This window comes from Candidatus Poriferisocius sp. (genome assembly GCF_965204015.1).
In the GTDB taxonomy this organism is placed as follows: domain Bacteria; phylum Actinomycetota; class Acidimicrobiia; order Acidimicrobiales; family Bin134; genus Poriferisocius.
In genome coordinates this window covers 3,673,795-3,698,060 of sequence record NZ_OZ241965.1, presented here as the reverse complement: position 1 = coordinate 3,698,060, position 24,266 = coordinate 3,673,795, and the positions used below count along the sequence as shown (strand labels likewise).

General features: G+C 67.7%; 24 protein-coding genes. 16 read left to right on the top strand and 8 right to left on the bottom strand.

Features of this window, described 5'->3' with window-relative positions; genetic code table 11:
* Window positions 1-3: 3 nt before the first annotated feature.
* The 8 genes from ACOGJC_RS16725 (at window position 4) to ACOGJC_RS16690 (ending at window position 7,188) form a co-directional block, all read left to right on the top strand.
* Complete coding sequence (locus ACOGJC_RS16725) at window positions 4-597, top strand: CDP-alcohol phosphatidyltransferase family protein (RefSeq protein WP_419846129.1); 594 nt, start codon at window positions 4-6, stop codon at window positions 595-597.
* Window positions 594-1,610: a phosphatidylinositol mannoside acyltransferase gene (locus ACOGJC_RS16720; protein WP_419846128.1), complete on the top strand. Its 1,017-nt coding sequence runs from the start codon at window positions 594-596 to the stop codon at window positions 1,608-1,610. The genes ACOGJC_RS16725 and ACOGJC_RS16720 overlap by 4 nt, the downstream gene beginning before the upstream one ends.
* Window positions 1,607-2,728 carry a glycosyltransferase family 4 protein gene (locus ACOGJC_RS16715; RefSeq protein ID WP_419846127.1) on the top strand — a complete coding sequence of 374 codons (1,122 nt, stop codon included), beginning with the start codon at window positions 1,607-1,609 and terminating at the stop codon, window positions 2,726-2,728. Before ACOGJC_RS16720 ends, ACOGJC_RS16715 begins: the two co-directional genes overlap by 4 nt.
* The gene (locus ACOGJC_RS16710) at window positions 2,725-3,480 is read left to right on the top strand and encodes a M48 family metalloprotease (protein WP_419846126.1); all 756 of its coding nucleotides are present in this window, start codon (window positions 2,725-2,727) and stop codon (window positions 3,478-3,480) included. Before ACOGJC_RS16715 ends, ACOGJC_RS16710 begins: the two co-directional genes overlap by 4 nt.
* Complete coding sequence (locus ACOGJC_RS16705) at window positions 3,480-4,835, top strand: DUF3048 domain-containing protein (protein WP_419846125.1); 1,356 nt, start codon at window positions 3,480-3,482, stop codon at window positions 4,833-4,835. Before ACOGJC_RS16710 ends, ACOGJC_RS16705 begins: the two co-directional genes overlap by 1 nt.
* 61 nt (window positions 4,836-4,896) lie before the next feature.
* Window positions 4,897-5,796: a pyridoxal 5'-phosphate synthase lyase subunit PdxS gene (pdxS, locus tag ACOGJC_RS16700; protein WP_419846124.1), complete on the top strand. Its 900-nt coding sequence runs from the start codon at window positions 4,897-4,899 to the stop codon at window positions 5,794-5,796.
* A 55-nt stretch (window positions 5,797-5,851) separates the two neighbouring features.
* A complete protein-coding gene (gene pdxT / locus ACOGJC_RS16695) occupies window positions 5,852-6,418 on the top strand; it encodes a pyridoxal 5'-phosphate synthase glutaminase subunit PdxT (RefSeq protein ID WP_419846123.1) in 567 nt (188 codons plus the stop codon).
* A 20-nt stretch (window positions 6,419-6,438) separates the two neighbouring features.
* Complete coding sequence (locus ACOGJC_RS16690) at window positions 6,439-7,188, top strand: YebC/PmpR family DNA-binding transcriptional regulator (RefSeq protein WP_419846122.1); 750 nt, start codon at window positions 6,439-6,441, stop codon at window positions 7,186-7,188.
* Between the two features lies 1 nt (window position 7,189).
* Here ACOGJC_RS16690 and ruvB read toward each other — a convergent pair whose 3' ends face one another.
* The 3 genes from ruvB to ruvC are packed head-to-tail and all read right to left on the bottom strand — an operon-like array spanning window position 7,190 to window position 9,328.
* Entirely contained in the window at window positions 7,190-8,224 is a 1,035-nt protein-coding gene (gene ruvB, locus ACOGJC_RS16685; protein ID WP_419846121.1) for a Holliday junction branch migration DNA helicase RuvB, read from the bottom strand.
* A gap of 7 nt (window positions 8,225-8,231) precedes the next feature.
* Window positions 8,232-8,834, bottom strand: a complete 603-nt coding sequence (gene ruvA, locus ACOGJC_RS16680; protein WP_419846120.1) for a Holliday junction branch migration protein RuvA — start codon at window positions 8,832-8,834, stop codon at window positions 8,232-8,234.
* Window positions 8,831-9,328, bottom strand: coding sequence for a crossover junction endodeoxyribonuclease RuvC (gene ruvC, locus ACOGJC_RS16675; protein ID WP_419848260.1), 498 nt, complete (start codon window positions 9,326-9,328; stop codon window positions 8,831-8,833). Before ruvC ends, ruvA begins: the two co-directional genes overlap by 4 nt.
* Before the next feature lie 68 nt (window positions 9,329-9,396).
* On the opposite strand from ruvC, the gene queA reads away from it, so the two are divergent.
* The 7 genes from queA (at window position 9,397) to ACOGJC_RS16640 (ending at window position 17,283) form a co-directional block, all read left to right on the top strand.
* Entirely contained in the window at window positions 9,397-10,401 is a 1,005-nt protein-coding gene (gene queA / locus ACOGJC_RS16670; protein WP_419846119.1) for a tRNA preQ1(34) S-adenosylmethionine ribosyltransferase-isomerase QueA, read from the top strand.
* Complete coding sequence (gene tgt, locus ACOGJC_RS16665) at window positions 10,398-11,507, top strand: tRNA guanosine(34) transglycosylase Tgt (RefSeq protein WP_419846118.1); 1,110 nt, start codon at window positions 10,398-10,400, stop codon at window positions 11,505-11,507. Before queA ends, tgt begins: the two co-directional genes overlap by 4 nt.
* Before the next feature lie 75 nt (window positions 11,508-11,582).
* On the top strand, window positions 11,583-11,870 hold the full coding sequence (gene yajC, locus ACOGJC_RS16660; protein WP_419846117.1) for a preprotein translocase subunit YajC: 288 nt from the start codon (window positions 11,583-11,585) through the stop codon (window positions 11,868-11,870).
* Between the two features lie 18 nt (window positions 11,871-11,888).
* On the top strand, window positions 11,889-13,409 hold the full coding sequence (gene secD / locus ACOGJC_RS16655) for a protein translocase subunit SecD (protein ID WP_419846116.1): 1,521 nt from the start codon (window positions 11,889-11,891) through the stop codon (window positions 13,407-13,409).
* Window positions 13,406-14,509, top strand: a complete 1,104-nt coding sequence (gene secF, locus ACOGJC_RS16650; RefSeq protein ID WP_419846115.1) for a protein translocase subunit SecF — start codon at window positions 13,406-13,408, stop codon at window positions 14,507-14,509. Before secD ends, secF begins: the two co-directional genes overlap by 4 nt.
* A gap of 30 nt (window positions 14,510-14,539) precedes the next feature.
* Entirely contained in the window at window positions 14,540-15,076 is a 537-nt protein-coding gene (locus ACOGJC_RS16645) for an adenine phosphoribosyltransferase (protein ID WP_419846114.1), read from the top strand.
* Window positions 15,073-17,283, top strand: a complete 2,211-nt coding sequence (locus ACOGJC_RS16640; protein ID WP_419846113.1) for a RelA/SpoT family protein — start codon at window positions 15,073-15,075, stop codon at window positions 17,281-17,283. Before ACOGJC_RS16645 ends, ACOGJC_RS16640 begins: the two co-directional genes overlap by 4 nt.
* Here ACOGJC_RS16640 and ACOGJC_RS16635 read toward each other — a convergent pair.
* Genes ACOGJC_RS16635 through ACOGJC_RS16620 form a run of 4 tightly spaced genes read right to left on the bottom strand, consistent with a single transcriptional unit; the run spans window position 17,280 to window position 21,513 of the window.
* A complete protein-coding gene (locus ACOGJC_RS16635) occupies window positions 17,280-17,759 on the bottom strand; it encodes a hypothetical protein (protein WP_419846112.1) in 480 nt (159 codons plus the stop codon). The genes ACOGJC_RS16640 and ACOGJC_RS16635 overlap by 4 nt on opposite strands.
* The gene (locus ACOGJC_RS16630) at window positions 17,756-18,910 is read right to left on the bottom strand and encodes a mandelate racemase/muconate lactonizing enzyme family protein (RefSeq protein WP_419846111.1); all 1,155 of its coding nucleotides are present in this window, start codon (window positions 18,908-18,910) and stop codon (window positions 17,756-17,758) included. The genes ACOGJC_RS16635 and ACOGJC_RS16630 overlap by 4 nt, the downstream gene beginning before the upstream one ends.
* Before the next feature lie 5 nt (window positions 18,911-18,915).
* Window positions 18,916-20,610: a GH3 auxin-responsive promoter family protein gene (locus ACOGJC_RS16625; RefSeq protein WP_419846110.1), complete on the bottom strand. Its 1,695-nt coding sequence runs from the start codon at window positions 20,608-20,610 to the stop codon at window positions 18,916-18,918.
* Window positions 20,611-20,637: 27 nt separating this feature from the next.
* Entirely contained in the window at window positions 20,638-21,513 is an 876-nt protein-coding gene (locus ACOGJC_RS16620) for a sterol desaturase family protein (protein WP_419846109.1), read from the bottom strand.
* 155 nt (window positions 21,514-21,668) lie between these two features.
* On the opposite strand from ACOGJC_RS16620, the gene hisS reads away from it, so the two are divergent.
* Entirely contained in the window at window positions 21,669-22,934 is a 1,266-nt protein-coding gene (gene hisS / locus ACOGJC_RS16615) for a histidine--tRNA ligase (protein ID WP_419848259.1), read from the top strand.
* Between the two features lie 11 nt (window positions 22,935-22,945).
* Here the strand turns inward: hisS and ACOGJC_RS16610 are convergent, their stop codons facing one another.
* A complete protein-coding gene (locus ACOGJC_RS16610) occupies window positions 22,946-24,202 on the bottom strand; it encodes a Fic family protein (RefSeq protein ID WP_419846108.1) in 1,257 nt (418 codons plus the stop codon).
* Window positions 24,203-24,266: the final 64 nt, after the last annotated feature.

The following is a 24,266-nucleotide window of genomic DNA, read 5'->3' as shown; positions in this document are numbered from 1 at the left end:
CACATGTTCGACGGCAATTGGCGCACGGCGGTCAATCGTGGGCTCGATCCCATCGGCGCCGTCCTCTGCCGGTTGGGCGTGAGCGCCGATGGGGTTACCTTCTTCGGCATCGCCATGGCCGCGGCAGCCGCCGTGGTCATCGGCCGAGGCCAACTCATCCTCGGCCTGGTCTTTTTGATCCTCGCCGGTCTGTCCGACGCCCTCGACGGGCCCATCGCCAAAGCATCGGGCACCAGCTCGGTTCGGGGCGCCTTCTTCGACTCCGTCAGCGACCGGGTGTGCGACGCCCTGCTGTTCGGGGGGTTGACCTGGCATCTGGGGTCAACGGAGCCCGGTCACATCTTCATGCTGCCGGTCGCCCTCATGGGGGTGTCCTTGCTGGTCTCCTATCAGCGGGCCAAGGCCGAGTCGCTGGGGCTCGATGCCAAGGGCGGCCTCATGGAGCGGGCCGAGCGGTTCGTTGTTCTGGGCGCCGGACTGGCCTTCAGCTTCGTTCTGATCCCGGTGCTGTGGGCCATGCTCGGCCTCACCGCGGCCACCGCCGTGCACCGATTTGTCAAGGTATGGCGTCAAGCCGACAGCCTGCACTCGGTATGACTGCTGCCGAGGGGACCGCTCCTCCTTCTGCTCGAACCCACCGGCTCTCGGCCGACGTCGTGCTGTACCGCAGCGGCGCGGCTTTGGCCCGCCGACTGCCCCAATCGGTGGGGGCCGCCCTCACCCGGGCCATCAGCCGCTCTGCCTACCGTTTGCTGCCCGAGCGCCGCTTCATCACCGAGCGCCGTCTCCAGCGGGTGTGCGGCCCCGAATTGCAAGGCGAGTCGCTGGCCCAGGCGGTGCAGGCCTCGTTCGAGTCGTACGCTCGGTACTGGTTCGACGGCGCCCGGATCGGCGATTTGGACGACGCCGAGGTCGCAGCCGGATTCAGCCACCAGGGATATCACTACATTCAAGAGGCCATCGACACCGGCACGGCCCCCATACTGGCGCTTCCCCACCTCGGGGGCTGGGAGTGGGCCGGAACATGGATGGCCCGCATCCCCGGGTACCCGGTGATCTCGGTGGTCGAACCGCTCAAAACCGCTCGGCTGTTCGATTGGATGGTGGAGGAGCGGCGCCGCATGGGCATCGACATTGTGGCCCTGGGTCCCGACTCCGTCTCGACGCTCATCAAGTCGCTGCGCTCTGGGCAGGTGGTGTGCCTGCTCGCTGATCGACAGGTGGGCCGCGGGGGAGTGGAGGTGGAGTTCTTCGGAGAGCGCACGCTGCTGCCCGGCGGTCCGGCCGCTTTGGCCCTGCGGACCGGCGCGGCAATCCTGCCCACCGCGGTCTACCAGGATGGCCCCAACCATCGCGGTGTAGTGCTGCCCCCGGTCCCCGCCGAGCGTCAAGGCAGGCTGCGGGCCGATGTGGCCCGGATCACCCAAGATCTGGCCCTGGCTTTGGAAGAGCTGATCCGCGCCGCCCCCGAGCAGTGGCACCTCATGCAGCCCAACTGGCCCAGCGACACCGAGGCCCTGCAACGTTTCCGCCAAGAACGCAGGGGCATCGACCATTCCGGCCGCGATGACCCCCTCCTGCATTCCCGCAAAGAGAGGGTGCCGGGATGAGGGTAGGGCTGGTGTGCCCCTACTCCCTGACCATTCCCGGCGGTGTCCAGGGACAGGTCATGGGACTGGCCCGCTCCCTGCGCCGCATGGGGGTGGAAGCCCGAGTGCTGGCGCCGTGCGACGGCCCTCCCCCCGACGAGTCGGTCACGCCGCTGGGCAACAGCCTGCCCACTGCGGCCAACGGTTCCATCGCCCCCTTGGCCCCCGACCCCCCGGCCCAGCTCCGCACCATCCGGGTGCTGCGCGACGAGCAATTCGACGTGATCCACATTCACGAGCCATTGGCCCCCGGCCCCACCAACACGGCCGCGGTCATGAAGTCGGCGCCTCTTTTGGGTACCTTTCACCGGGCTGGCCACAGCACCGCCTATCAGTATCTGCGCCCCATCGTGCAGGCCGTGGCCAACCGCCTGGACCATCGCTGCGCGGTGTCCGAGGACGCCCGCCGCTTGGCCCAAGAGCAACTGGGCGGCCAGTACGAGCTGGTGTTCAACGGCGTGGAGTTGGAGGCGCCCTCGGCCGAGCCGATTGAGACATCGCAACCCACCATCTTCTTCGTGGGCCGCCACGAGCCCCGCAAGGGGCTGGGCATCCTCATCGACGCCCTTCAGCATCTGCCGCCCGAGGTGCGGCTGTGGGTGGGAGGCGACGGCCCGGAGACCGAGGCCCTTAAGGCGCAGCCCGGCAACGACCACCGCGTCGAGTGGCTGGGCCGGATCTCCGACGCGGAGAAACAGGCCCGCTTGCAGGGCGCCGACGTGTTCTGCGCCCCGTCGTTGTTCGGCGAGTCGTTCGGGGTGGTGCTGCTGGAAGCCATGGCTGCCCGGACTCCGATCGTGGCCTCCGACCTGGACGCCTACGCCATCGTGGCCCGTCCCGGGCGCGACGCGCTGCTGTCTGAGCCCGGCGATGCCGCCGCATTGGCCGTCACCCTCAAGCGAGTGCTGTACGACCCCGACACGGCGGGCGCCCTGGTGGAATCGGGGCTGGACCGGGCCCAGCAGTTCTCCATGGACAAGCTGGCCAGTCGCTACATCGAGATCTATGCCGACTTGGCCGCCCGCCGCCCGGTCCGCGCCCCCAAGCGCCAGTCCAGCCCGACCAAGGCGGAATCATGAGCCGCGGACCCCGTCGGACCGCGGCGATCCTCGGCCTTCTGGGCGCATTTGTCGGGGTGGTAGTGCTGGTTGTCCTCGCCCTGGTGGGCCTGCCCTGGCTGGTTGCCCTCATCATCGCGGTGGTGGCGGGGGCGGCCGTCGTTGGTGGCCTGCGCCTGACCGCCTGGCGGTTGCTGATACGCCTGACCGGCGGCAAGGCCCCCCGCGGCGAGGCCGAGGAGATACTCGCCAATGTGCTCGAGGGCCTGTGCGTGAACCACGGCATTCCCACTCCCGAGCTGCGCGTCATCCGATCCGACTCCGTCAATGCCCTGGCCGTGGCCCGCACCCCCGCCCATGCCGCCATCGTCGTCACCACCGGCGCAGTCAAGCAGCTCGAGCGCATCGCATTGGAGGGACTGCTGGCCCATCATCTGTGCCGCATCCGCCGGGGTGATGCCGCCTTCGAGACGCTGGTCGGCATCCTTTTGGCCTGGCCGCTGGGGGCGGCCGGCTGGTTGCGCCGCCGGGTGATGAGCCGGGTACTGCCCGCGGGCCGGAGTCTGGAAGCCGACTTCGAGGCGGTGTCGCTCACCCGGTATCCGCCCGGTCTGCTGTCTGCGCTGATGACACTTTCCAGCCAAACCGCTGAAGTACCATCGGCCACAGTGGCTGCGTTGCACATGTGGATCGATGAGCCTGATTGGGGGGTCGCCGATCCCGTCCGCCACCCCCGGCTGGAAACCCGCATCGCCGCGCTGAACGAACTCTGATGAGAAGCCTGCCCGCCGCTCGGCGCGCCCTCTGGCGCGCAAGAATCGTCGCCCTGTTGCTGGCCGCGGCCCTGGCCGCCGCCTGCGGCACCTCGAACGACAGCGACCCCGCCGACGGTGAGGCGGGAACCGGCACCGCCGCACCAGCCACCGATGCGACGGGTACGCCCGGCGGCGACGGAGCGCCGGCCGACCCCGGCGATTCCACCGCCGCCCCGTCGGGCACCGAACCCGACGGCACCGGCTCGGGCGACACCGACCCCAACGGCACTGACTCGGGCGGCACCGACCCAGATCCTGATGCGACCCAGGGGCCCGGAGAAGACGGTGCCCCTGATGCCGACCCGACCGCCCCCGCCCCTCCACCGGTCCCCACCGAGCCGCTCACCGGGGAGCCGCTAGAAGATTCCTCCATCATGAATCGGCCTGCGTTGGCGGTGAAGATCGGCACCAGCAGCGTGGGCCGTCCGCAAACCGGCATCGACCAAGCCGATGTGATCATCGAGGCCCGGGTGGAGGGGATCACCCGGCTGATGGCCGTCTTCCACAGCCAGGATGCCATCCCGGTGGGCCCGGTCCGGTCGGCCCGCAGTTCTGATCCCAATATCCTGGCCAACTTCGGCCAGCCGATATTCGGCCACTCCGGGGCCAATCCGGGCGTGCTCCGGGAAATCTCCCAGGGCCAGTCCAACGGCAAGCTCTACGAGCTGCGCTGGGACAACCTGCCCGACGACTACTGGCGGGTGGCCGATCGGGTGCCGCCGTGGAACCTGTACACCACCACCTCGGCCATCTGGAATGCCGCCCCCAGCCGCCTGGAAGCGCCCGAGCCGCTGTTCGAGTACCGCCAACCAGGCGAGAGCCTCCCGTCCAGCGCTCAGCCGGTGCCCGGCGTGGAGATCCGCTACCTGAGCGGCAGCGGCGGTCTCGGCCTTTTAGCTCAGTTCGCCTGGGACGAGGAGTTGGGCGGTTGGGCCCGCTGGCAAGACGGAACCGCCCACATGGTCATGCCCCGCCATCCCGACGGCACCCCCAACCGCGATGCCGACCCCGTTCAGATAGCGCCGACCAACGTGGTGGTGCTCCAAACCCGCTACACCGGCAGCGCTTCCGATCCCCGGAGTCCCGAGGCCATCACCGTCGATGCCAACGGCGGGGTCGCCCTGGTGTTCACCGACGGCCACCTGATCCGGGGCCAGTGGACCCGCTCGTCGGCCGCCCAGCCGTGGCAGGTGACCGACGGCGACGGCAATCCGGTGCGGCTCACCCCCGGCCAGACCTTCATCGCCCTGCCTGGAGGAGATGTCTTGGTGATGGTGGAGGACTTCACCGAGAACCTGCTCAGGAAGCGCTAGCTCGGAGCGCTACGGGAAACCGACACCGCTTTTTCGATGCGCGAAGCCATAGAATGCACACATGACCGCTGAGTCGATGTCGGGGCGCGAGACGGGGACCACTTTGGTCAAGCGAGGGCTGGCCGAGATGCTCAAGGGCGGCGTGATCATGGACGTGGTCACCCCCGAGCAGGCCAAGATCGCCGAGGACGCCGGGGCAGTGGCGGTCATGGCGTTGGAACGGGTTCCCGCCGACATCCGCCGCGACGGCGGGGTGGCCCGCATGAGCGATCCCGAGATGATCACCGGCATCCAGGAGGCGGTCACCATCCCGGTCATGGCCAAGGCCCGGATCGGCCACTTCGTCGAGGCCCAGATTCTGGAAGCCCTCGATGTGGACTACATCGACGAGAGCGAGGTGCTGACCCCCGCCGATGAGGCCCACCACATTGACAAGTGGGCGTTCACCGTGCCGTTCGTGTGCGGGGCCACCAACCTGGGCGAGGCTCTGCGGCGCATCTCCGAGGGCGCGTGCATGATCCGCTCCAAGGGCGAGGCCGGAACCGGCAACATCGTGGAGGCCGTCCGCCATCTGCGCTCGATCATCGGCGACATCCGCAAGATCACCCAGGCCGACTCGGCCGAGCTGTTCGACTGGGCCAAGCAGCTCCAGGCCCCGCTGCCGCTGGTTCGGGAGGTGGCCGAGACCGGCTGGCTGCCGGTGCCGATGTTCTGCGCGGGGGGCATATCCACGCCGGCCGACGCCGGACTGGTGATGCAGCTCGGCGCCGAGGCGGTGTTCGTGGGCTCGGGGATCTTCAAGTCCTCCGATCCGGCGCCCCGGGCCAAGGCCATCGTGGAGGCGGCCACCAACTACCGCGATGCCCACATCCTGGCCAAAGTCAGCCGCGGCCTGGGCGAGCCCATGCCCGGCCTAGAGATCGACGGCCTCGAAACCCGGTTGGCCGACCGCGGCTGGTAGCCGCGCCCCACCGTGCAGCAGATCGAAGCTTCGCCCCGAGACCCGGAGCCCCCGGGTGAAAGTCGGGATTCTGGCCCTTCAGGGTGCCTTCGGACTGCATGAGCAGGTCCTGAACCGGCTGGGGGTGGCCGCGGTCCAAGTCCGCACCCCCGAGGAGCTGGCCGAGGTCGACCGCTTGGTGATTCCCGGCGGCGAGTCCACCGCCATCGCCAAGCTGTTGGACGCCAACCGCCTGGCCGACCCGCTGGCCGACCGCTTGGCCGACGGCCTGCCGGTGCTGGGAACCTGTGCCGGAATGATCCTTCTGGCCTCCGAGGTGGTGGACGGCTATCCCGGCCAGCGCTGCTTCGGCGCCGTCGATGTGGCGGTGCGGCGCAACGGCTATGGCCGCCAGTCGGAGTCATTTCACGCGCCGATCGACGTCGAGGGATGGGAGTCGCCGTTCCCCGGCGTGTTCATCCGGGCCCCGGTGGCCGAGTCGGCCGGCGCGGGGGTGGAGGTTCTGGCCGAATTGGACGGGGTGCCGGTGCTGTGCCGCCAAGGCTCGGCCGTGGTGTCGTCGTTCCATCCCGAGTTGGCCGATGACGATCGAATCCACCGTTGGTTTGTGGAGCAGGAATAGGGGAATAGGGGAGAGCACCCATGTCTGGACACTCCAAATGGGCCACCATCAAGCACCGCAAGGGGGCGGCTGACAAGCGGCGGGGCAAGCTGTTCGCCAAGCTCATCCGCCAAGTGGAGGTGGCCGCCCGCGAGGGGGGCGGCGACATCGACGCCAACCCCACGCTTCGCACCATGTTCCAGAAGGCCAGGGACAACTCGGTGCCCCTCGACACCATCGAGCGGGCCATCAAGCGGGGGACCGGCGAGCTGGAGGGGGTGTCGTATGAGTCGGTGTTCTACGAGGGGTACGCCCCCGGCGGCGTGGCCCTCTACGTGGAGACGCTTACCGACAACCGCAACCGAACCAGCTCGGAGGTGCGCACGCTGTTCACCCGCAACGGCGGGTCACTGGCCGAGCCCGGCGCAGTGGCCTGGCAGTTCGAGCGCAAAGGGGTGGTGATTCTGGACCGCTCAGTGGACGAGGACGAGCTGATGATGGCCGCCCTCGACGCCGGCGGCGAGGATTTGGCCGACGAGGGCGACACCTGGCGGCTCACCTGCGATCCCTCCTACCTATCGACCATGCGCGACGCCCTGGCTGATGTGGAGATCGCCTTCGTGTCGGCCAACTCCACCATGCTGCCCACGTCGGTGGTGGGCGTCGACAGCACCGAGGCCGCCCGGGCCGTCCTCCGCCTCATCGACGCCCTCGACGACCACGACGACGTCCAAGACGTGTACGCCAACTTCGACATCCCCGACGAAATCCTCCAAGCCGCCGCCGGCTGAGTTAGTCGAACAAGTTCGACTGGTCCCCAGCGCTGGGCGGTGGGGCTAGGCCTAGGTGGTGCCAGGCGGTGGGGGTGGCTACTCGGCCTCGGGGGGTGCGCATGAGCAGGCCTTGCTGGATGAGGAAAGGCTCGTATACATCCTCAACAGTCTCGGCCGGTTCGCTGACGCTGATGGCCAGGGTGGACAGGCCGACCGGTCCACCTCCGAAGCGCTCGCAGAGAGCTGACAGGATGGCCCGGTCGATCTTGTCGAGACCGGCCTGATCCACGGCGAACAGGTTCAACCCGGCGGCCGCGGTCTGCTGGTCGATCACCCCGTCGGCCCGGACCTCGGCGTAATCGCGCACCCGGCGCAGCAGCCGATTGGCGATGCGAGGAGTGCCCCGGGCCCGGCAGGCGATTTCGGCCGCGCCTGCCGGGTCGACCTGAATGTCGAGGATGGCCGCGGCCCGCACGACGATGGCCTCCAAGTCGACGGTGGTGTAGTAATCCAGCCGCGACACCAAGCCGAACCGATCCCGCAGCGGTCCGGTGATGAGACCAGTGCGGGTGGTGGCCCCCACCAGGGTGAATTTGGCCAGATCGAGGCGGACCGACTGGGCCGCGGGCCCCTTGCCCAGCACGATGTCGACGTTGAAGTCCTCCATGGCCGGGTACATCACCTCTTCGACGATGCGGGGCAGCCGATGGATCTCATCGATGAACAAGATGTCGCCGTCCTCCAGCTTGGACAAGATGGCGGCCAGGTCGCCGGCCCGCTCCAGCGCCGGCCCCGAGGTGACGTGCAGTCCCGCCTCCATCTCCTTGGCCACGATGTGGGCCAATGTGGTCTTGCCCAAGCCCGGAGGCCCGGCGAACAGCAGATGGTCGGCTGGCTGCGACCGGGCCCGAGCTGCCCCCAAGATGATGTGAAGATGCTCCTTCAGCTCCGACTGGCCCACGAACTCGTCCAGCCGGGCCGGCCGCAATCCCGACTCGGCCGCGGCGTCTTCGGGCAGCGGGGTCCCGGCCAGCAGTTCCTCTCTCTTGCTCATGGCCTGCTCATATCCCCGAGGCCAGGTGGCGGAGGGCCGCTTTGAGCAGGACAGAGGAGTCGTCACCCGGGGGCAAAGCCGCGATGGCACCGCGAATCTCCTCGGCGCTGTAGCCCAACTCGGCCAATGCTTGGCGAACCACGCTGCGGGCATCGGCTGGCTGATCGCCCACCGACTCGGTCGACGCCACCGCGGTGGTCACGTCGCCGATATCGAGTCGGGATTTGAGCTCCACCAGCAGCCGGGCTGCGGTCTTCTTGCCCACTCCGGGCACCAGGCACAGGGCGTTGATGTCGTCGGTGGCCAGAATCCCGGCCAGCTCTTCGGGCCCGAACACCGACATGATGGCCATGCCCATCGCCGGCCCCACGCCGTGAGCCGAGATCAGACCCTCGAAGACCCGGCGCTTGTCAACGGTGTCGAACCCGTAGAGGGTCTGGGCGTCCTCTCGGATGTGGTGGTGGGTGTGCAGCAGCACTTGTTGGCCCAACTCTCCCAGGGAGGCCGAGGTGTCGGGCGATACAGCCACCCGGTAGCCGATGCCGGCGGCCTCCACGATCACCTCGTCGTGATCCCGCAGGGCCAGCGTGCCCCGCAGCAGGCCGATCACAGCGCCGCCTGGATCCGAGATGCGGCCGGGCGGTGGGCCAGATGGCAGAGGGCCACCGCAATGGCGTCGGCCGCGTCCACCGGCTTCAGGGGTTGGGGCAATCTCAGCAGGGTCTGCACCATCTGTCCCATCTGGTCTTTGTCGGCGGCGCCCCAGCCGGTAACCGCTTTTTTGATCTGGGTGGGGGAGTACTCGAACACCTCGGCGCCCGCTCCGGCCGCCGCGGCCATGGCCACCCCGCTGGCCTGGCCCACCCCCATGGCGGTGCGGACGTTCACCTGGAACAGCACCTGCTCGATGGCCACCGCATCGGGCTGGTATTCGCCCAGCAGCTCGACCAGTTCGCTCTGGAGCTCATGCAGTCGCTGGGGGACGGGATCGTCCTTGTCGGTGCGGATGATCCCGGCGGCCACCGCCTCGGTGGCGCGGCCCTTTTGGCGCACCACGCCATAGCCGCAACGAGACAAGCCGGGGTCGATCCCCATCACCAGCATCAGCCCCAAACTACCGGCCACCGGTGACAGTTTTCGGGATAAGGGCGCTGGTCGGGTAGAAACAAGACGTGCGGACCGCGGAGCTGGACTACGAGCTGCCCGAAGCCGTTATCGCCCAGCAGCCCGCCGAGCCCCGGGACAGTTCCCGGCTGCTGGTTGACCGGGGGCCGACCGCTCCGTCCGAGCACCGTCAAACCCGCGATCTGCCCGAGTTGCTGGGCCCCGGCGACGTGCTGGTGGTGAACAACAGCCGGGTGATGCCCGCCCGGCTGCGGCTGGCCAAGGCCACCGGGGGTCGGGTCGAGGTGCTGTTGCTGGAACCGGGCGACGGCGGCTGGTGGAGTGCGCTGGTGCGTCCCGGCCGCCGGGTGCCGCCGGGCACCGAGTTGTGGTTCGACGACGAGCCGGTGATGGAGGTGGGGGAGCGGATCGGCGACGACGGCCGGCGCTGGGTGAGGCCCATCGGCGATCCCCACGCCCTCATGGACCAAGCCGGAGAGGTGCCCCTGCCCCCCTATGTGACCGAGGAGCTCTCCGACCTCGAGCGCTATCAGACGGTCTATGCCGACCGGCCGGTGTCGGCCGCCGCACCCACCGCCGGGCTCCACCTCACCGAGGAGGTGATCGACCGCTGCCGGGCGGCCGGGGCGGTGGTGTGCGAGCTGGAGCTGGCCGTGGGAACGGCCACGTTCACCCCGGTTGCGGCCGACAACCTCGACGACCACGTCATGCACACCGAGATGTACCGGATCCCCGAGGCCACGCTGGCCGCCTGCGTCCGGGCCGAGCGGGTGGTGGCGGTGGGCACCACCGTGGTGCGGGCCCTGGAGTCGGCCGCCGCCACCGGATCGGCCTGCGCCCCGACCGATCTGTTCATCACACCGGGGTACCGGTTCGCGGTGGTAGACGCGCTGCTCACCAACTTCCATCTGCCCCGGTCCAGCCTCCTGGCCCTGTTGGCCGCATTCGTCGGCCCCCGCTGGCGCAACCTCTACACCACCGCCCTGGCCGAGGGCTACCGTTTCCTGTCGTTGGGAGATGCCATGTTCTGCACGAAAATGCCAGGGCAGTGACCCTCCAATTCGACGTGTTGGCCCGCGACGGGCAGGCCCGCACAGGGCGCATCACCACCCCGAGGGGCTCGTTCACCACCCCTTGCTTCATGCCGGTGGGCACCCGGGCCGCGGTCCGCACCCTCGACACCGCCGACCTCGAGGCCCTCAAGCCCTCGGTGGTGCTGGCCAACACCTACCACCTGATGATGCGACCCGGCGCCGACGTGGTGCAGCAGATGGGCGGCGTCCACGGGTTCACCGGCTGGTCGGGCCACGTGCTCACCGACTCCGGCGGCTACCAGGTGTTCTCGCTGGATCCCAAGGTGGACGACGACGGTGCCACCTTCCAATCCACCTACGACGGATCGACCCACCGCTTCACTGCCGAGCGGGTGGTAGACGTGCAACTCCAACTCGGCTCCGACATCCAGATGGCCTTGGATGTGTGTCCTCCGTCGGAGGCGCCCGCCACGGCCCAGCGCCTGGCGGTGGACCGCACCGCCGCTTGGGCCGCCCGAGCCCGCCGCCGCTTTTTGGAAATGAACGGCCACGAGGCCGGCGCCAACCAATTCGGCATCGTCCAAGGGGGCATCGACGCCGCTCTGCGGGCCGAGAGCGCGGCTCGGACCATCGAGGTGGGCTTCGACGGCTACGCGGTGGGCGGGCTGTCGGTGGGGGAGAGCTCCGAGCAGATGATGGCCGCGCTGGAGGCCACCACCCCCAAGCTGCCCGACGATCAGCCCCGCTACTTCATGGGGCTGGGCGATCCGGTCGGGCTGGTGGAAAGCGTCGCCTTGGGAGTGGACATGTTCGACTGCGTGCTGCCCACCCGACTCGCCCGCCACGGCACCGCCCTCACCTGGGAGGGCCGCGTGAACATGGGCAACTCATCGCTGGCCACCGACGACGGCCCGATCGACCCCCACTTCCCGGCCAGCCCGGCGGCCCGCTACTCCCGGGCCTACCTCCGCCACCTGTTCAACGTGGACGAGCCGTCGGCGGCCCGGCTGCTCACCCTCCACAACGTGGCCTGGCTGCTGGCCCTCATGGACACCGCCCAAGAGGCCATCGCCGCGGGCACCTTCCACCAGCTTCGCCACCGGGTGGCCGAGGCGTGGGGCTGACATGCTGAATGCCATCATTTGGGCCCAGCCCGCCGAGTCGTTTACCAGCCAGGTCTTCCGGTAGGATTCTGAGCCTTGGAGATCCTTCCGCTTCTGCTTTTGATGTTCGTCGCCATGTACTTCTTCATGGTGCGTCCCCAGCAGCGCAAAGCGCGCGAACAGCGAGCGCTGCTCGACTCCCTTGATGTGGGCGACGAGGTGATCACCGCATCAGGCCTGTACGGGATGATCACCGATTTCGACGGCGGCACCGTGTTCATCGAGATATCCGACGGTGTCGAGATCAAGATCAGCCGCGAGACCATCGCCAACAAGATCGTGTACTCCGACTTCGACGTCGATGGCGACGACGCTGACGCCTAGCCCCCACATCCAGCGTCAATGAGCCGCCGATCGCTGGTTTCCCTTGCCCTCATCGTGGCTGCGGCCGCGGGGCTGCTGGCTGCCTCGCTGGCCGCGGGCAACCGGCCGCTTCTCGGGCTCGACCTCAAGGGCGGGGTCGAAGTGGTGCTGGTGCCGGCCGACGACCCCGACCGCCCGGTGGCCATAGGCGAGGGCGATCTCGACATAGCCGTCGAGATCATCCGCGACCGCATCGACGGGTTGGGCGTGGCCGAGCCCGACGTGACCCGCCAGGGCGGCCGGGTGGTAGTCCAGCTCCCCGGCATAAGCGACCAGCAGCGGGCCATAGACATCGTGGGCCAGACCGCCGAGCTGCGCTTCCGCCCGGTGTGCACACCGCTCGACCCTGAACCCGCCCCCGTAGACGACTCCGGGGCCGAGCTGCCCCCACCCCCGGAGCTGCCCATTCCCGAGCTGGACGACCGGGGCTTGGCCCCGTGCCCTACGGGACTCGACCTCTCGGCCCTGCCCACCACTAGCTCAGCCGATGACCTGCTCGACCGCTTCGTGGTCTTGCCCCACCAAGACGGGTCGAGGCGCTACCTGCTGGGTCCGTCCACGCTCACGGGCGCGGGCCTGTCCAGCGCCGACCGGGGGTTCACCAACGAGTACGTGGTGGAGTTCAACCTGAAGGGCGGCGAGGAGGGCGCCGACAAGTTCGACGAGCTCGCCCTGGTGTGCAACTCGCTATCCGAATTCTGCCCCACCGCCCAGGTCGCCATTGTGGTGGACGGCTCGGTGGAATCGGCCCCGGTGGTGAACGAAGCCCGCTTCGGCGGGAGCGGAATCATCTCCGGCAACTTCTCCGAGGAGGAGGCCGAGGACCTGGCCCTGGTGCTGCGCTACGGCGCCCTGCCCATCGAGTTCCAAGACCCCACCGACCCCCAGAGCGACAGCACCAGCCGGGCGGTGTCGGCCACCATCGGGGGCGACTCTCTGCGGGCCGGGGTCATCGCCGGCATCGTCGGGCTGGCGCTGGTGTTCTTGTACATGGTGGGCATGTATCGGCTTTTGGGCCTGGTCGCCATGTTGAGCCTGGGCGTGTCGGCCACCCTGTTGTGGGTGATCGTGGCCTGGTTGGGCGAGACCCAGGATCTGGCGCTGACCCTGGCCGGGGTCACCGGCCTCATCGTGGCCATCGGCGTGTCGCTCGACTCCAACGTGGTCTACTTCGAGCACCTCAAAGAAGACGTGGCCACCGGCCGCATGCTGCGCTCGTCGCTGGAGCAGTCGTTCGCGGCCGCGTTCCGCACCATCTTCCGGGCCAACTTCGCCTCGCTCATCGCCGCGGTCATCTTGTACTGGCTCTCGGCCGGGTCGGTTCGGGGCTTCGCCCTCATGCTGGGCTTGGCCTCGGTGCTCGACCTGGTGGCCACCTACTTCTTCCTGCGGCCCTGCGCCCAGCTCATGGCCCGTTCTCCGAGCCTGATGGCCCATCCCCACCGCCTCGGCCTGCCCACCAGGGAAGAGGCTATGCCCGCGGGAGCTGAGGCATCATGAACCGCCTCCAGCGCCTGTGGCGCAACCAGACCAAGGTCGACTTCCCCGAGGCGTGGAAGACCGCCCTGAAGGTGTCCGCCGCCCTGATCCTCATCAGCGCCATCGCCCTCTTGGTGCGGGGGGTCAACCTGGGCATCGAGTTCGAGGGCGGCACGGTGTGGGAGGCCTCGGCGCCCGATACCTCCACCGCCGATGTGCGCGACGCCCTTCGAGACGTGGGCCAGGCCGACGCCAAGATCCAGTTCGTGGGCGGCGACGTGCTGCGGGTGAGAGCCGAGTTGGACGCCACCGACGCCTCCAGCGTGGCCGAGGTGTCGCTGGCCCTGGCCACCCTCACCGGCCAGAGCCTCGACGACATCAGCTTCAGCTCCATCAGCGCCTCGTGGGGCGATGAGATCACCGACAAGGCCATCCGGGCGTTGATCGTGTTCTTCATCGTGGTGGCCATCTACATCACGCTGACCCTGGAGTGGCGGATGGCCCTGGCCGCCCTGGTGGCGGTGGCCCACGACATCGTCATCACCGTGGGCATCTACGCCCTGTTCCAGTTCGAGGTGACTCCGGCCACCGTCATCGCCTTCCTCACCATCATGGGCTACTCGTTGTACGACACCTTGGTGGTGTTCGACAAGAACCGCGACTACCAGCGCCGCTCGGCCCTAGTCGGGCGGGCCACCTACACCCGGATCATGAACTCGGCGCTCAACACCGTGCTTTTGCGGTCGGTGAACACCACCATCACCTCAGTATTGCCGGTGCTGTCGATGCTGGTGATCGGCACCCTGGTGCTGGGGGCGGTCACTTTGTCTGAGTTCGCCGTGGCCCTGCTCATCGGCCTGTTGGTGGGCACCTATTCGTCGCTGTTCGTGGCCGCGCCGGCCGCGGCGTGGATGAAGGAGCGCCAGCCGGAGTTCGCCGAGTTGCGAGAGCGCCTCGAGGCCCGGGCCCAGTCCCGGGGCACCACGGTGCACGACGTGGAAGACGTGGCCGTCGGCCGGCCCTCGCCGCCGGTGGCGCCCCCGGCGGCCGGAGCGTCCCGCCGGCCCCCTCCCACCGGAACGGTCATCCCCCCTCGCCCCCGAAAGCGCAAGCGGCGGTAGCCCTCCGGGTTCACGGGTAGGATTGGAACGGTGGAGTCCGGTTGGCCTGAGAGCCTTATCAGGGATATCCCCGACTTTCCCACCGAGGGGATCTTGTTCAAGGACATCACCCCGCTGCTCGACGACGGCGAGGCCCTGCGGTGGGCGGCCGATGCGCTGGCCGACCGCTTCGCCGACACCCCGGCCGACCGGGTGGTGGGGGTCGAGGCCCGGGGATTCATCCTGGGGGCACCGGTGGCCTATCGGCTGGGCTTGGGCTTCGTGCCCTTCCGCAAGCCGGGCAAACTCCCCTACAGCACCGTGTCGGTCGACTATCAGCTTGAGTACGGCACGGCCTCTCTGGAGGCTCACAGCGACGCTTTGTCCTCCGGCCAGCGGGTGCTCATCGTGGACGACGTGTTGGCCACCGGGGGCACAGCGGCCGCCGCGGTTGACCTGGTCAAGTCAAAAGACGCCGAGGTCGTCGGAGTGGGCTTCCTCTTGGAGCTGGGCTTTCTCGGCGGCCGGGGCCGGCTGGGCAACGGCTGCCCGGTGACCTCGCTGTTCTGCGATTGGGGCGACGAATGACTCTGGCTGATCAGGCGCGGCCCCGGTTGGAGCAGCCCGACCAGGATGTCGCCCTGCTGATCGACGCCTATCTCGAGCGCCACCCCAACGACACTGGGGAGCGGGTCGAGACGGCCTACCGCCTGGCCGAGGAGGCCCACGCCGGGCAGGTTCGCAAATCCGGTGAGCCCTACGTGTCGCACCCCCTGGCCGTGGCCCACATCGTGATCGAGCTGGGGCTCGACGACGTATCGGTCATCGCTGCGCTGCTGCACGACGCCATCGAGGACACCGCCATGGACTTGGCCGAAGTCGACCGGCATTTCGGCGGCGAGGTGGCTTCCATCGTCGACAGCGTCACCCGGCTCGACCGGCTCAAGTTCAACACCCAGGAGGAGGAGCAGGCCGCCTCCATGCGCAAGATGCTGGTGGCCATCGCCAAGGATCTGCGGGTGCTGGTGGTGAAGCTGTCCGACCGGCTGCACAACATGCGCACGCTGGCCGCGCTGCCGCTGGAGAAGCAGCACCGGGTGGCCCGCGAGACGATAGACATCTACGCCCCGCTGGCCAACCGCCTGGGCATGCAGGACATGAAGCTCCAGCTTGAAGACCTGGCCTTCGCCGCCCTCCACCCCAAGCGCTACGCCGAGATCGACCGCATGGTGGCCACCCGGGCGCCCGAGCGCGACCTGTATCTCACCCAGGTGCTGTCCAGCGTGGACGCCCGCCTGGCCGAGCTGGGCATCCAAGCCCAGGTCACCGGTCGCCCCAAGCACCTCTGGAGCATCTACGAGAAGATGATGGTCAAAGAGCGGAGCTTCGACGAGATCTTCGACTTGGTGGGCATCCGGGTCATCGTCGATTCGGTGCGCGACTGCTACGCCGCGCTGGGCTCCATCCACGCCACCTGGAAGCCGGTGCAGGGGCGGTTCAAGGACTACATCGCCATGCCCAAGTTCAACCTCTACCAGTCGCTGCACACCACGGTGGTCGGGCCGGGGGGCAAGTCGCTGGAGGTGCAGCTTCGCACCAATGAGATGCACGCCCGGGCCGAGCAGGGGGTGGCGGCCCACTGGGACTACAAGGAGGGGGCCACCACCGACGATCTGGCCTGGCTGAGCCGCATCATCGACTGGCAGCAGGAGACCTCCGACGCCGCCGAGTTCTTGAGCAATCTCAAGACCGACCTCGACCACGACGAGGTGCAGGTGTTCACCCCCAAAGGCGACGTGGTGTCGCTGCCCATGGGGGCGATCCCCATCGACTTCGCCTACTCCATCCACACCGAGGTGGGCCACGCCTGCATCGGCGCCCGGGTCAACGGCCAGCTCGTGCCATTGGATCGAGAGCTGCGACCCGGCGACATGGTGGAGATCTTCACCTCCAAGGTGGCCGACAAGGGGCCGTCGCGCGACTGGCTTGGGTTGGTGGCATCGCATCGGGCCCGCAACAAGATCCGCCAGTGGTTCGCCCAGGCCCGCCGGGAAGACGCCATCAAGGCCGGCCGCGACGCAGTAGCCGCCGGCCTGCGCCGCGAGCGCCTCCCGGTGGCCAAGATTCTGTCCGGCGACGAGCTGGTGCAGGCGGCCAAAGACATGAACTACCGCGACCTCGACACCCTGTTCGCCGCGGTGGGGGAGCGCCATGTGTCGGCCCAAGCGGTAGCCGAGCGGGTGGCCGGCCTGCGGGTGGAGCCCACTGCGGATGAAGACCTGGATGACGATTCGGTCGTGGCCCCGTCGCCGGCGGCGCTGCCCCGCCACACCGATCAGCCGGTGGATGTGGAGGGCCTCGGTGATGTGCTGGTCAACCTGGCCCGCTGCTGCAAGCCGGTTCCCCCCGATGAGATCATCGGCTTCGTCACCCGGGGCCGGGGGGTGTCGGTCCACCGGACGGAGTGCGCCAACGCCGTGTCGCTGTCGTTCGAGCAGGGCGACCGCCTCATCGACGTCGATTGGAGCGCCGAGCGCACCGGCGCCTATTCGGTGACCATCGAGGTGAAGGCATTCGACCGCACCCGCCTGCTGCGAGACGTGGCCAACGCCCTGTCCACCGGCTCGGTGAACATCCTGGCCTGCGAGACCCGCACCGGCGCCGACCAGATCTCCATCATGCGGTTCGACTTCGAGCTGATCGACAGCACCCACCTCGACGCCCTCCTCCGCACCATCCGCGGCATCGAGTCGGTCTACAGCGCCTACCGAGTCCTTCCCACCGCTGCGGGCTAGGCGATCTTCGCCGCGAAGCCATCGGGGTCATCGGCCAGACGTCGCTGGTATTTCGAGATCAGCATCAACCCGGTGGCCAACACGAGGTGGAAGATCGGGGGAATGGTCGTGCTGAACCAGTTGGCCGACGTGAAGGAGTCGTCTCCCAGCACGTTGACATCGGCCAGCACCCCGATGAGCAGCCGGATTCCCATGATGGCGAAATACAGCACACCCAGCACGAAGATCGGCCGGACCCAGCGCGGACCGAGCAAGCTCAAGCCGCGGTTCATGCGAGTCACCACCACGATGAAGAGCAGCAGGATCGCAATCTGAAGTCCCAGCAGCGCGGGATACCACAGCCCGCTGCCCTGCCACCTCTCATAATCGGGCAGAAAGTCCACCGGCGCCCAGCGCTGGATGATCTGGCCGAGAACCCGGCCCAGAAAGGCGATGCCCAGCACGGCGGTGACAGCCGCAAATCTCTCGTTCCTCATGGCTGCTCCATTTCTTGGGCCCTCTGCGGGTGCAGCGGGATCAGCCCCGCATTGGGGTCGAGATCCAGGCCGAAGCCGCTCGCGCCCAGGCCGGCGACTCGGCCCAGCTCCAGTCGTCCTGCCCAGTCGAACCTGAGGCTCGGCACCGTCAGGTCACGGCGCAGCAGTTGGGTCCCGAACGCCCCTTCTGCGGCGACCAGGCCGTGGCCCACGGCCTGCATCACCGTGAGGGCTGACCGAGACAAAACGCTGGTCTCACCCACGTGGCACCCCACAATCACCCCCACGCCTCGACGAGCAGCCTCCTGGGCAACCTCCAGAGAGCGGATCACGCCGCCCATCTTGGAGACCCGAAGATTCACGATCCACCGCTCGGGATCGTGGAGAGCCTCCATCTGGCCGGCTCGGGCCAGGCTCTCGTCCAAGATGATCTGCAATCCCGTCGCTTCGGCGATCTGCCGGCAGCCTTGCAGGTCGCCCGACCGCAGTGGCTCCTCTATGGCGAATGGTGCAACGGGCATGGCGTTGAGATGGTTCTGGCACTCGTCGGGCGTAGTCCAGAGATTGTTGGCATCCACCCGCAGCCGCAGTCGCCGGCCGGAACGGGACGAGAAGGGACGGAGCTTGCGACGGTCGCGGTAGACATCCCCGGAGAGCTTCGCCTTATAGTCACTGAAGCCGCGTACTCGATAGCGGCCGTGCTGCCACCGGTACAGGGGATACGGCCAGTCGGCCAATACCGCCGAATACCGGAACTCGCCGAAGGGGAATTTCAGCCCCAGGACTTCTTCCACTGTTTGCTTTCGGGTCTTGCCCAGCAAATCGAGCACGGCGGTTTCCATTGCGCAGAAGGCGGCGGGATTGGCGTCGATGGCATCTCGATGGGATGCGATCCAAGCCCGCAGGCTCGGGGCGTCGCCGACCTCGGCGATGAGCGAGTCGGCGTGCTGCGCGATGAATCGGCTGCCGCTGACCATTGTCTCCCCGGTCACATACTCTCGAGGGCAGCCTTCTCCGAAGCCGGTCTGGCCGTCTTGGGCATGGGCGACCACAATCAGATTTTCCACCTGCCGTCGGCTGGCAGAGGCATGGCGTATCACGGTCTTGAACGGCATCGGAAACGTGTAGGCCTCGAGGCGCTCCAAGCGCATGGCGTTCAGGCAGTGTCCCCAGCAGAGGCGACGCCTTCGAAGTCGAAATCGCATTCGTGGCGGTACTGGAGGTGGACGAACTTGAATTGCACATCCCGCTGGCCGTCGGCCACCCGCTGGCGGCGAAAGGCATCTCCGGTGCCGGACACAACAGGCTTGACGGTCAGCTGATTGAGCCGCCGACTCGCTCTCTTCGACTTGTATTCGATGTTCAGATCGGCGAGGTGCTCGTCGACCTGGCGGGCTAGGTCGGAGACCCGAAGTAATCCGGATTGGTCTGGGGCCGGCTCGAAGTACAGCGAGTACCCGGCGCGGTCGACATCGGCCAGCATGATGAAGAACGCGTGGGCTAGGCCCTGCTGGCCCAATACAGAAGTCACCGCGTTGATGACTTGCCCTTCGTGCAGCTTCTCGCCGGTGATACTGGTGATGCCTTTCCCCTTCTGAACGAAGACCAGGGTAGGGGTCGCCCCCACAAAGCCGGTCACCCGCACGATGTCGCTCATGTCGTAGCGGTAGAGGCCGCTGGTGGTGGTCACGATCACGTAGTAGTCGCGACCTTCTTGCAGTTGCTCCAGCGTCAGGAGTTCTGTGCCCCGCTGGTCGGTCTGGGTGGCCGTTTCCCATTCTTCGCTGGGGGCGAACTCGAAGAAGACGTCGCCCAGCGTCGGTACGCAGGCCGTTCGATGCGGGTCGAGATTGACCGTGCCCGTCACCTCGCTGGCCAGGTAGCCGAGCTCGTACACCGGGCATGCATCGGTCAGCAGCGGCCTCAGATTCGCCACCGCCACACCGCAGCTCCCCCCGGTCCAGGTGAGGACCCCGGATAGCTCGGGCCACAGGTCGGCGTAGGTCAACCCGCCCGCAGCGTTGCGGCGCTGCTCCAGTTCCCCGGCCCGCTCGGGCTGAGGCTGGAGTAGGGAGTCGGTTTTCATCTGCCCAACGTCCAGGCCGACCGGCGGCCGCCCCTCGGCCACCGCTGCGATCACCAGATCGGCGTTCTGGTTGATCACATCCATCAGCCGCACCAGCGTGGAGGGGTTGGCTGTGGCCAGACAGGTCACCGACTGGTCGGCGGCCCCCAGAATGCCGGTGAGGAGATAGCGGGCATCGTTGTCGGCAATGTCGGACAGCTCGGCGGGCAGCACGTAACGCCGCCTGATCAGCCGGCCCTGACTGGCGTTCAGCAGTCCTGAGGCTGACCCGAAGGGGGTCCCTCCCGGCATGGTGCCTTCGATCGCCGCGCCGGTGATCGAGAACACCTTGCCCGTGAGCATGGAGGTGTTCCTCGCCATCACATAGGCGGTCAGCCGCTGGAGGCCCTGGATGCGGGCGAGGGCCGACTTGGTGATCGGGATGTCCTTGGGTGCCGCCACGGTGCCGCTGGTGCGGTTGTAGAACACCGGCTGCTCTGCCGTCAGACACGGCTCGCCAGTGAGCTCTTGACGCTCGATGTGGTCGCGCAGCGACTCGTAGGTCTGAACGGGGACAGCCTGCCGGTATTGGTCAGCAGTGGTGATATGGGCGAATCCGTGGGCCTTTCCGAAGGTGGTGTCGGCGTTCTCGGCGAGGATGCGGCGCAAGAGGGCCTCGCTCGCGGCATCGGGCGACTTCGCGTCAGCCAGGATCCTCCGGTGCCGCCGGCCGCTCTTCAATGAGAGCCCAGCCCTCAGGGCGAGGTAGCCGATTCTGCTGGACATCTGCTGGCGGCCTCCGGTTGCTTCCTGTTATCGGCTCTGCTCAGCCGTTTTGGCTTTGTCCAGCCCGGCGACGAACGGGGTTCGCATCTGGGCCATGAAGCCCAAGGGATAGTCCTGGTTGATCAGCCCAAGCGGGCCCACCTTTCGGCTGGTGGGCAGATAGCGCGTGCCGAACAGCGTGTCCCACACGATCAGGTTGTTGCCGAAGTTGTTGTCGGACTCGGCGGGAATCATCGAATGGTGCCAGCGGTGCAGTTCGGGGCCGCTCACCAGGTGGTTGAGTGGCCCCAGCCGCACATCGCAATTCGAGTGCTGGTAGAACCCGTTGACCGCGTAGAACACGAAATACGCGGCCAGGGCTTCCCCGCCCACGCCCACCAGCACGAACGGCAGCGCGTCGGCGCAAAATTGCACTGCCTTCTCGATTGGGTGAAAGCGCCCCACATTCACCCAGTAGAGGCGGTGGGGTGAGTGGTGAACCGCATGGAACCGCCACATCGACTCGAACTTGTGGAAGGCCCGGTGCAGCCAGTACCGGAAAAAGTCGGCGACAACCAGCATGAGGATGGCCTGCACCGCAATGGGCTGGCCGTGAGGCCACAGGCCATCGAGCGAATGGCCCGCGTTCTTCAAGACATCGGCGATGGCGATGACAGCCAGGAAGGACAAGAAGAGGGGAAGGGCCACCTGGACGGCCAGCATGAACTCCACATCGGCGCGCACGTCGTGTTGCGAGGGCCTCCAAGCCGTTCGGTAGGGCAGTTTCAGCTCGTGGAGGGTGACGAGGACTGCTCCGGTGAGCACGGCCGCGTAAGAAGCCAGCGTCACGTGAACGTCCGAGGCCATCAAGACCGCGAAGAGGGCAAAGGCCAGTCCCAGTACCGCCGGATATGACACAGCCATGGCGAATCGCTCGCCCCAACTGCGCTCACGTGCCGGCACAGTTGAGCTTTCGCGGGCAGGAAGCGGCCCTGAGCCATCCGGCATCACTTCAGACTATTGGAAACAAAGAAATACATGGTCGCAGTGCGCCGGTAGCATCGGGGGCCGTGGCCGAGATGTTTCAGGCGCCGAAGGGGACGCGCGACATTTTGCCGCCGGAGTCGGATCGGTGGCAGGCGCTGGTGGGGGTGTTTGCCGACGTGTTTGGGCGGGCTGGGTATGGGCTGGTGCAGAGTCCCATGTTCGAGGACATCGGGGTGTTCCAGCGCTTGGGCGAGGGCACCGAGGTGGTCCGCAAGGAGATGTACGACTTCTTCGACAAGGGCGACCGCCACCTGGCCCTGCGTCCCGAGGGCACCGCGCCGGTGGTACGGGCCTTCAACCAGCACCGGCCCACCGTGCCGTGGAAGGTGTGGTATCTCACGCCCTGCTTCCGTTACGAGGAGCCCCAGGCCGGGCGGTTCCGCCAGCACCACCAAGTGGGGGCGGAGGCCATCGGCTCGGCCGATCCCGACCTCGACGTTGAGGTCATCGCCCTCCAGCACGACTTCTACCGGGCATTAGGCCTGAGCCGCCTGTCGCTGCGGCTGAACTCAATGGGCAGCCCCGGCGACCGGCAGGCCTACGCCGAGCGGCTGGCTGCCTGGCTGGGCCAGCGGGTAGGGGAGTTGGACGATGCCGACCGGGCCAATGCCGCCGACCACCCGCTGCGGGTGCTGGACTCCAAACGGGAGCGCACCATGGCCGTGGTGGCCGACGCCCCGCAGATCACCGATGGCCTCTCCGATGACGCCGCCGCCCACTTTGAGCGGGTGCAAGCCGGGTTGGACGCCCTTGGGGTGGCCTACGAAATCGACCCCCGCCTGGTGCGAGGATTGGACTACTACACCCATTCCACCTGGGAGTTCGCCGCCGGTGCTTTGACCTCAGCCCAAAACGCGGTGGGCGGTGGCGGGCGCTACGACGGGCTGGCTGAGTCGTTGGGGGGCAAGCCCGCCCCCGGGGTGGGCTTCGGCGCCGGCATCGAGCGCATCCTGCTGGCCGCCGACGCCGAAGACGCCCTCACTGAGACGGCTGGGGCCGTCGACGTGTTCGTGGTGGACGTGACCGGCGGCAACGCCGGGCGCGACCTCACCTTCGAACTGCGCCGCCACGGCATCTCCGCCGACCGGGCCTTCGACGCCCGCTCGATGAAAGCCCAGATGAAAGTGGCCGACCGCTCCGGCGCCCGACTGGCCCTCCTAGTGGGCGACGACGAGCTGGAGTCCGGCATCGTCACCCTGCGCGACCTGCGCTCCGGAGAGGGCCAGAGCGCGCTGCCCCGGGCCAACGTCATAAATGACGTGGCTAAGAGGCTGGCGAAGGAGAGCAAGCCCGAGTAGCGGTACGCCATCTAATCGGCGCGGCGCCACTGGGCAACGAGCTCGGCTGCCGAGAGTTCCAGACCTGCTTGGTGCGATTGCCAGCAGACCTGCAAGAGTCTCTGGCGGTGGTCGACGACCTTTAGCAACTCGGGCACCTCGAACACTCTGCGCCCGGTGTCCTCGTCCCGTGATTCCGTCAACGCCCCTGCTGAGACCAGACTGCGGAGGCCGCGCCTCACCGAATTGGGGCTGCGACCAGTCGCCTCACAGAGGTAGACGACACCCGCCGCCGGCATCGTGGCCATTACGTCCAGGGTGGCCGCCGCCGCCGAGTGCGACCTCAGGCCCAGACCATCCCACTTGGCCAGCATGTCATCTATGGCATGGCCGACCGCCTCTGCGTAGTCGCAGGCCACAATGGCCGCGTCAGCGATGTACGACACCGCGGCCTCCCCGCAGGCATCGCGCACCTGGCTCTCGCTGTCGCCCGTGTAGGTCTGGTAGGGCCGCAGCGCCGCGAAGTAGTCCTGCTTGTGCTCGGCAATCGCAGCCGAGAGCGGCACAGGCCTCAAAGTCGGCCAGTTGCGCTGCAAAATGCAGTGGATCAGCGCCCGGCCGACACGCCCGTTCCCATCGGGGAACGGATGGATCGTCTCGAACTGCAAGTGGGCGATTGCGGCCTTGACCAAAGGGTGCTCAAGGTCGTGCGCCGACACATAGTCCGCCAAGTCCTCACAGAGAGGGAGCACATACTCCGCTGGCGGCGCGACGAACAGGGCTTCCGGTGGCGTGGCCCCTGTCGGCCCGACCCAGATGTCGTCGCCGCGCACACTTCCAGGCTCGAACGGCACATCGACGCCCTCGAACAGCCGCCTGTGCATCTCGCTCAGATCGGAAACACGCACCGGGACCTGCGCCCTGCGTCCGACGGCCACAGCATGGGCGGCAAGCCGGACCGCCCCGAGAGCCTGTTTGTCGCGCTCCTGGCGCTCAGGGTCGCGCTCGACCCGCAGCGACTCAAGCAGGCTCAACGACCGCAGCGTCGTCGAGACCCCCTCCACATCGCTGGTCGCGATCCCCTCGGAGCGGTTCAGGCACCACTCCAAGGCGGGATGGTTGGGCAGCCTGGCTCCCAATCCCGCCATCCGATCACTAGCGGCCTTAACCCGCTGGGCCGTACCTTGGCTCAACTCCGGACTCCAACCGGCGATTCCGTGCGGCACCAGCGCCTTGTACGGCTCTGGCCCCAGAACACCGTCGTGAACGCGGTCAACGTACCTCCCCACACCCACCAAACTAACCGCTAAATGGCAAAAACGGGCACTTTGCAATCAAAAATGCCCGTTCTAC

Excerpts from the sequence above, each read along its gene's own strand:
- ACOGJC_RS16625 (WP_419846110.1), bottom strand. The coding sequence starts at position 20,610 with ATGTCCAGCAGAATCGGCTACCTCGCCCTGAGGGCTGGGCTCTCATTG.
- secD (WP_419846116.1), top strand. The coding sequence starts at position 11,889 with ATGAGCCGCCGATCGCTGGTTTCCCTTGCCCTCATCGTGGCTGCGGCC.
- pdxS (WP_419846124.1), top strand. The coding sequence starts at position 4,897 with ATGACCGCTGAGTCGATGTCGGGGCGCGAGACGGGGACCACTTTGGTC.
- ACOGJC_RS16725 (WP_419846129.1), top strand. The coding sequence starts at position 4 with ATGTTCGACGGCAATTGGCGCACGGCGGTCAATCGTGGGCTCGATCCC.
- ACOGJC_RS16630 (WP_419846111.1), bottom strand. The coding sequence starts at position 18,910 with ATGCGCTTGGAGCGCCTCGAGGCCTACACGTTTCCGATGCCGTTCAAG.
- secF (WP_419846115.1), top strand. The coding sequence starts at position 13,406 with ATGAACCGCCTCCAGCGCCTGTGGCGCAACCAGACCAAGGTCGACTTC.
- ACOGJC_RS16715 (WP_419846127.1), top strand. The coding sequence starts at position 1,607 with ATGAGGGTAGGGCTGGTGTGCCCCTACTCCCTGACCATTCCCGGCGGT.
- ACOGJC_RS16635 (WP_419846112.1), bottom strand. The coding sequence starts at position 17,759 with ATGAGGAACGAGAGATTTGCGGCTGTCACCGCCGTGCTGGGCATCGCC.
- ACOGJC_RS16620 (WP_419846109.1), bottom strand. The coding sequence starts at position 21,513 with ATGGCTGTGTCATATCCGGCGGTACTGGGACTGGCCTTTGCCCTCTTC.
- ACOGJC_RS16690 (WP_419846122.1), top strand. The coding sequence starts at position 6,439 with ATGTCTGGACACTCCAAATGGGCCACCATCAAGCACCGCAAGGGGGCG.
- ACOGJC_RS16640 (WP_419846113.1), top strand. The coding sequence starts at position 15,073 with ATGACTCTGGCTGATCAGGCGCGGCCCCGGTTGGAGCAGCCCGACCAG.
- ruvC (WP_419848260.1), bottom strand. The coding sequence starts at position 9,328 with ATGCTGGTGATGGGGATCGACCCCGGCTTGTCTCGTTGCGGCTATGGC.
- ruvB (WP_419846121.1), bottom strand. The coding sequence starts at position 8,224 with ATGAGCAAGAGAGAGGAACTGCTGGCCGGGACCCCGCTGCCCGAAGAC.
- ACOGJC_RS16720 (WP_419846128.1), top strand. The coding sequence starts at position 594 with ATGACTGCTGCCGAGGGGACCGCTCCTCCTTCTGCTCGAACCCACCGG.
- ACOGJC_RS16710 (WP_419846126.1), top strand. The coding sequence starts at position 2,725 with ATGAGCCGCGGACCCCGTCGGACCGCGGCGATCCTCGGCCTTCTGGGC.
- hisS (WP_419848259.1), top strand. The coding sequence starts at position 21,669 with ATGTTTCAGGCGCCGAAGGGGACGCGCGACATTTTGCCGCCGGAGTCG.
- ACOGJC_RS16705 (WP_419846125.1), top strand. The coding sequence starts at position 3,480 with ATGAGAAGCCTGCCCGCCGCTCGGCGCGCCCTCTGGCGCGCAAGAATC.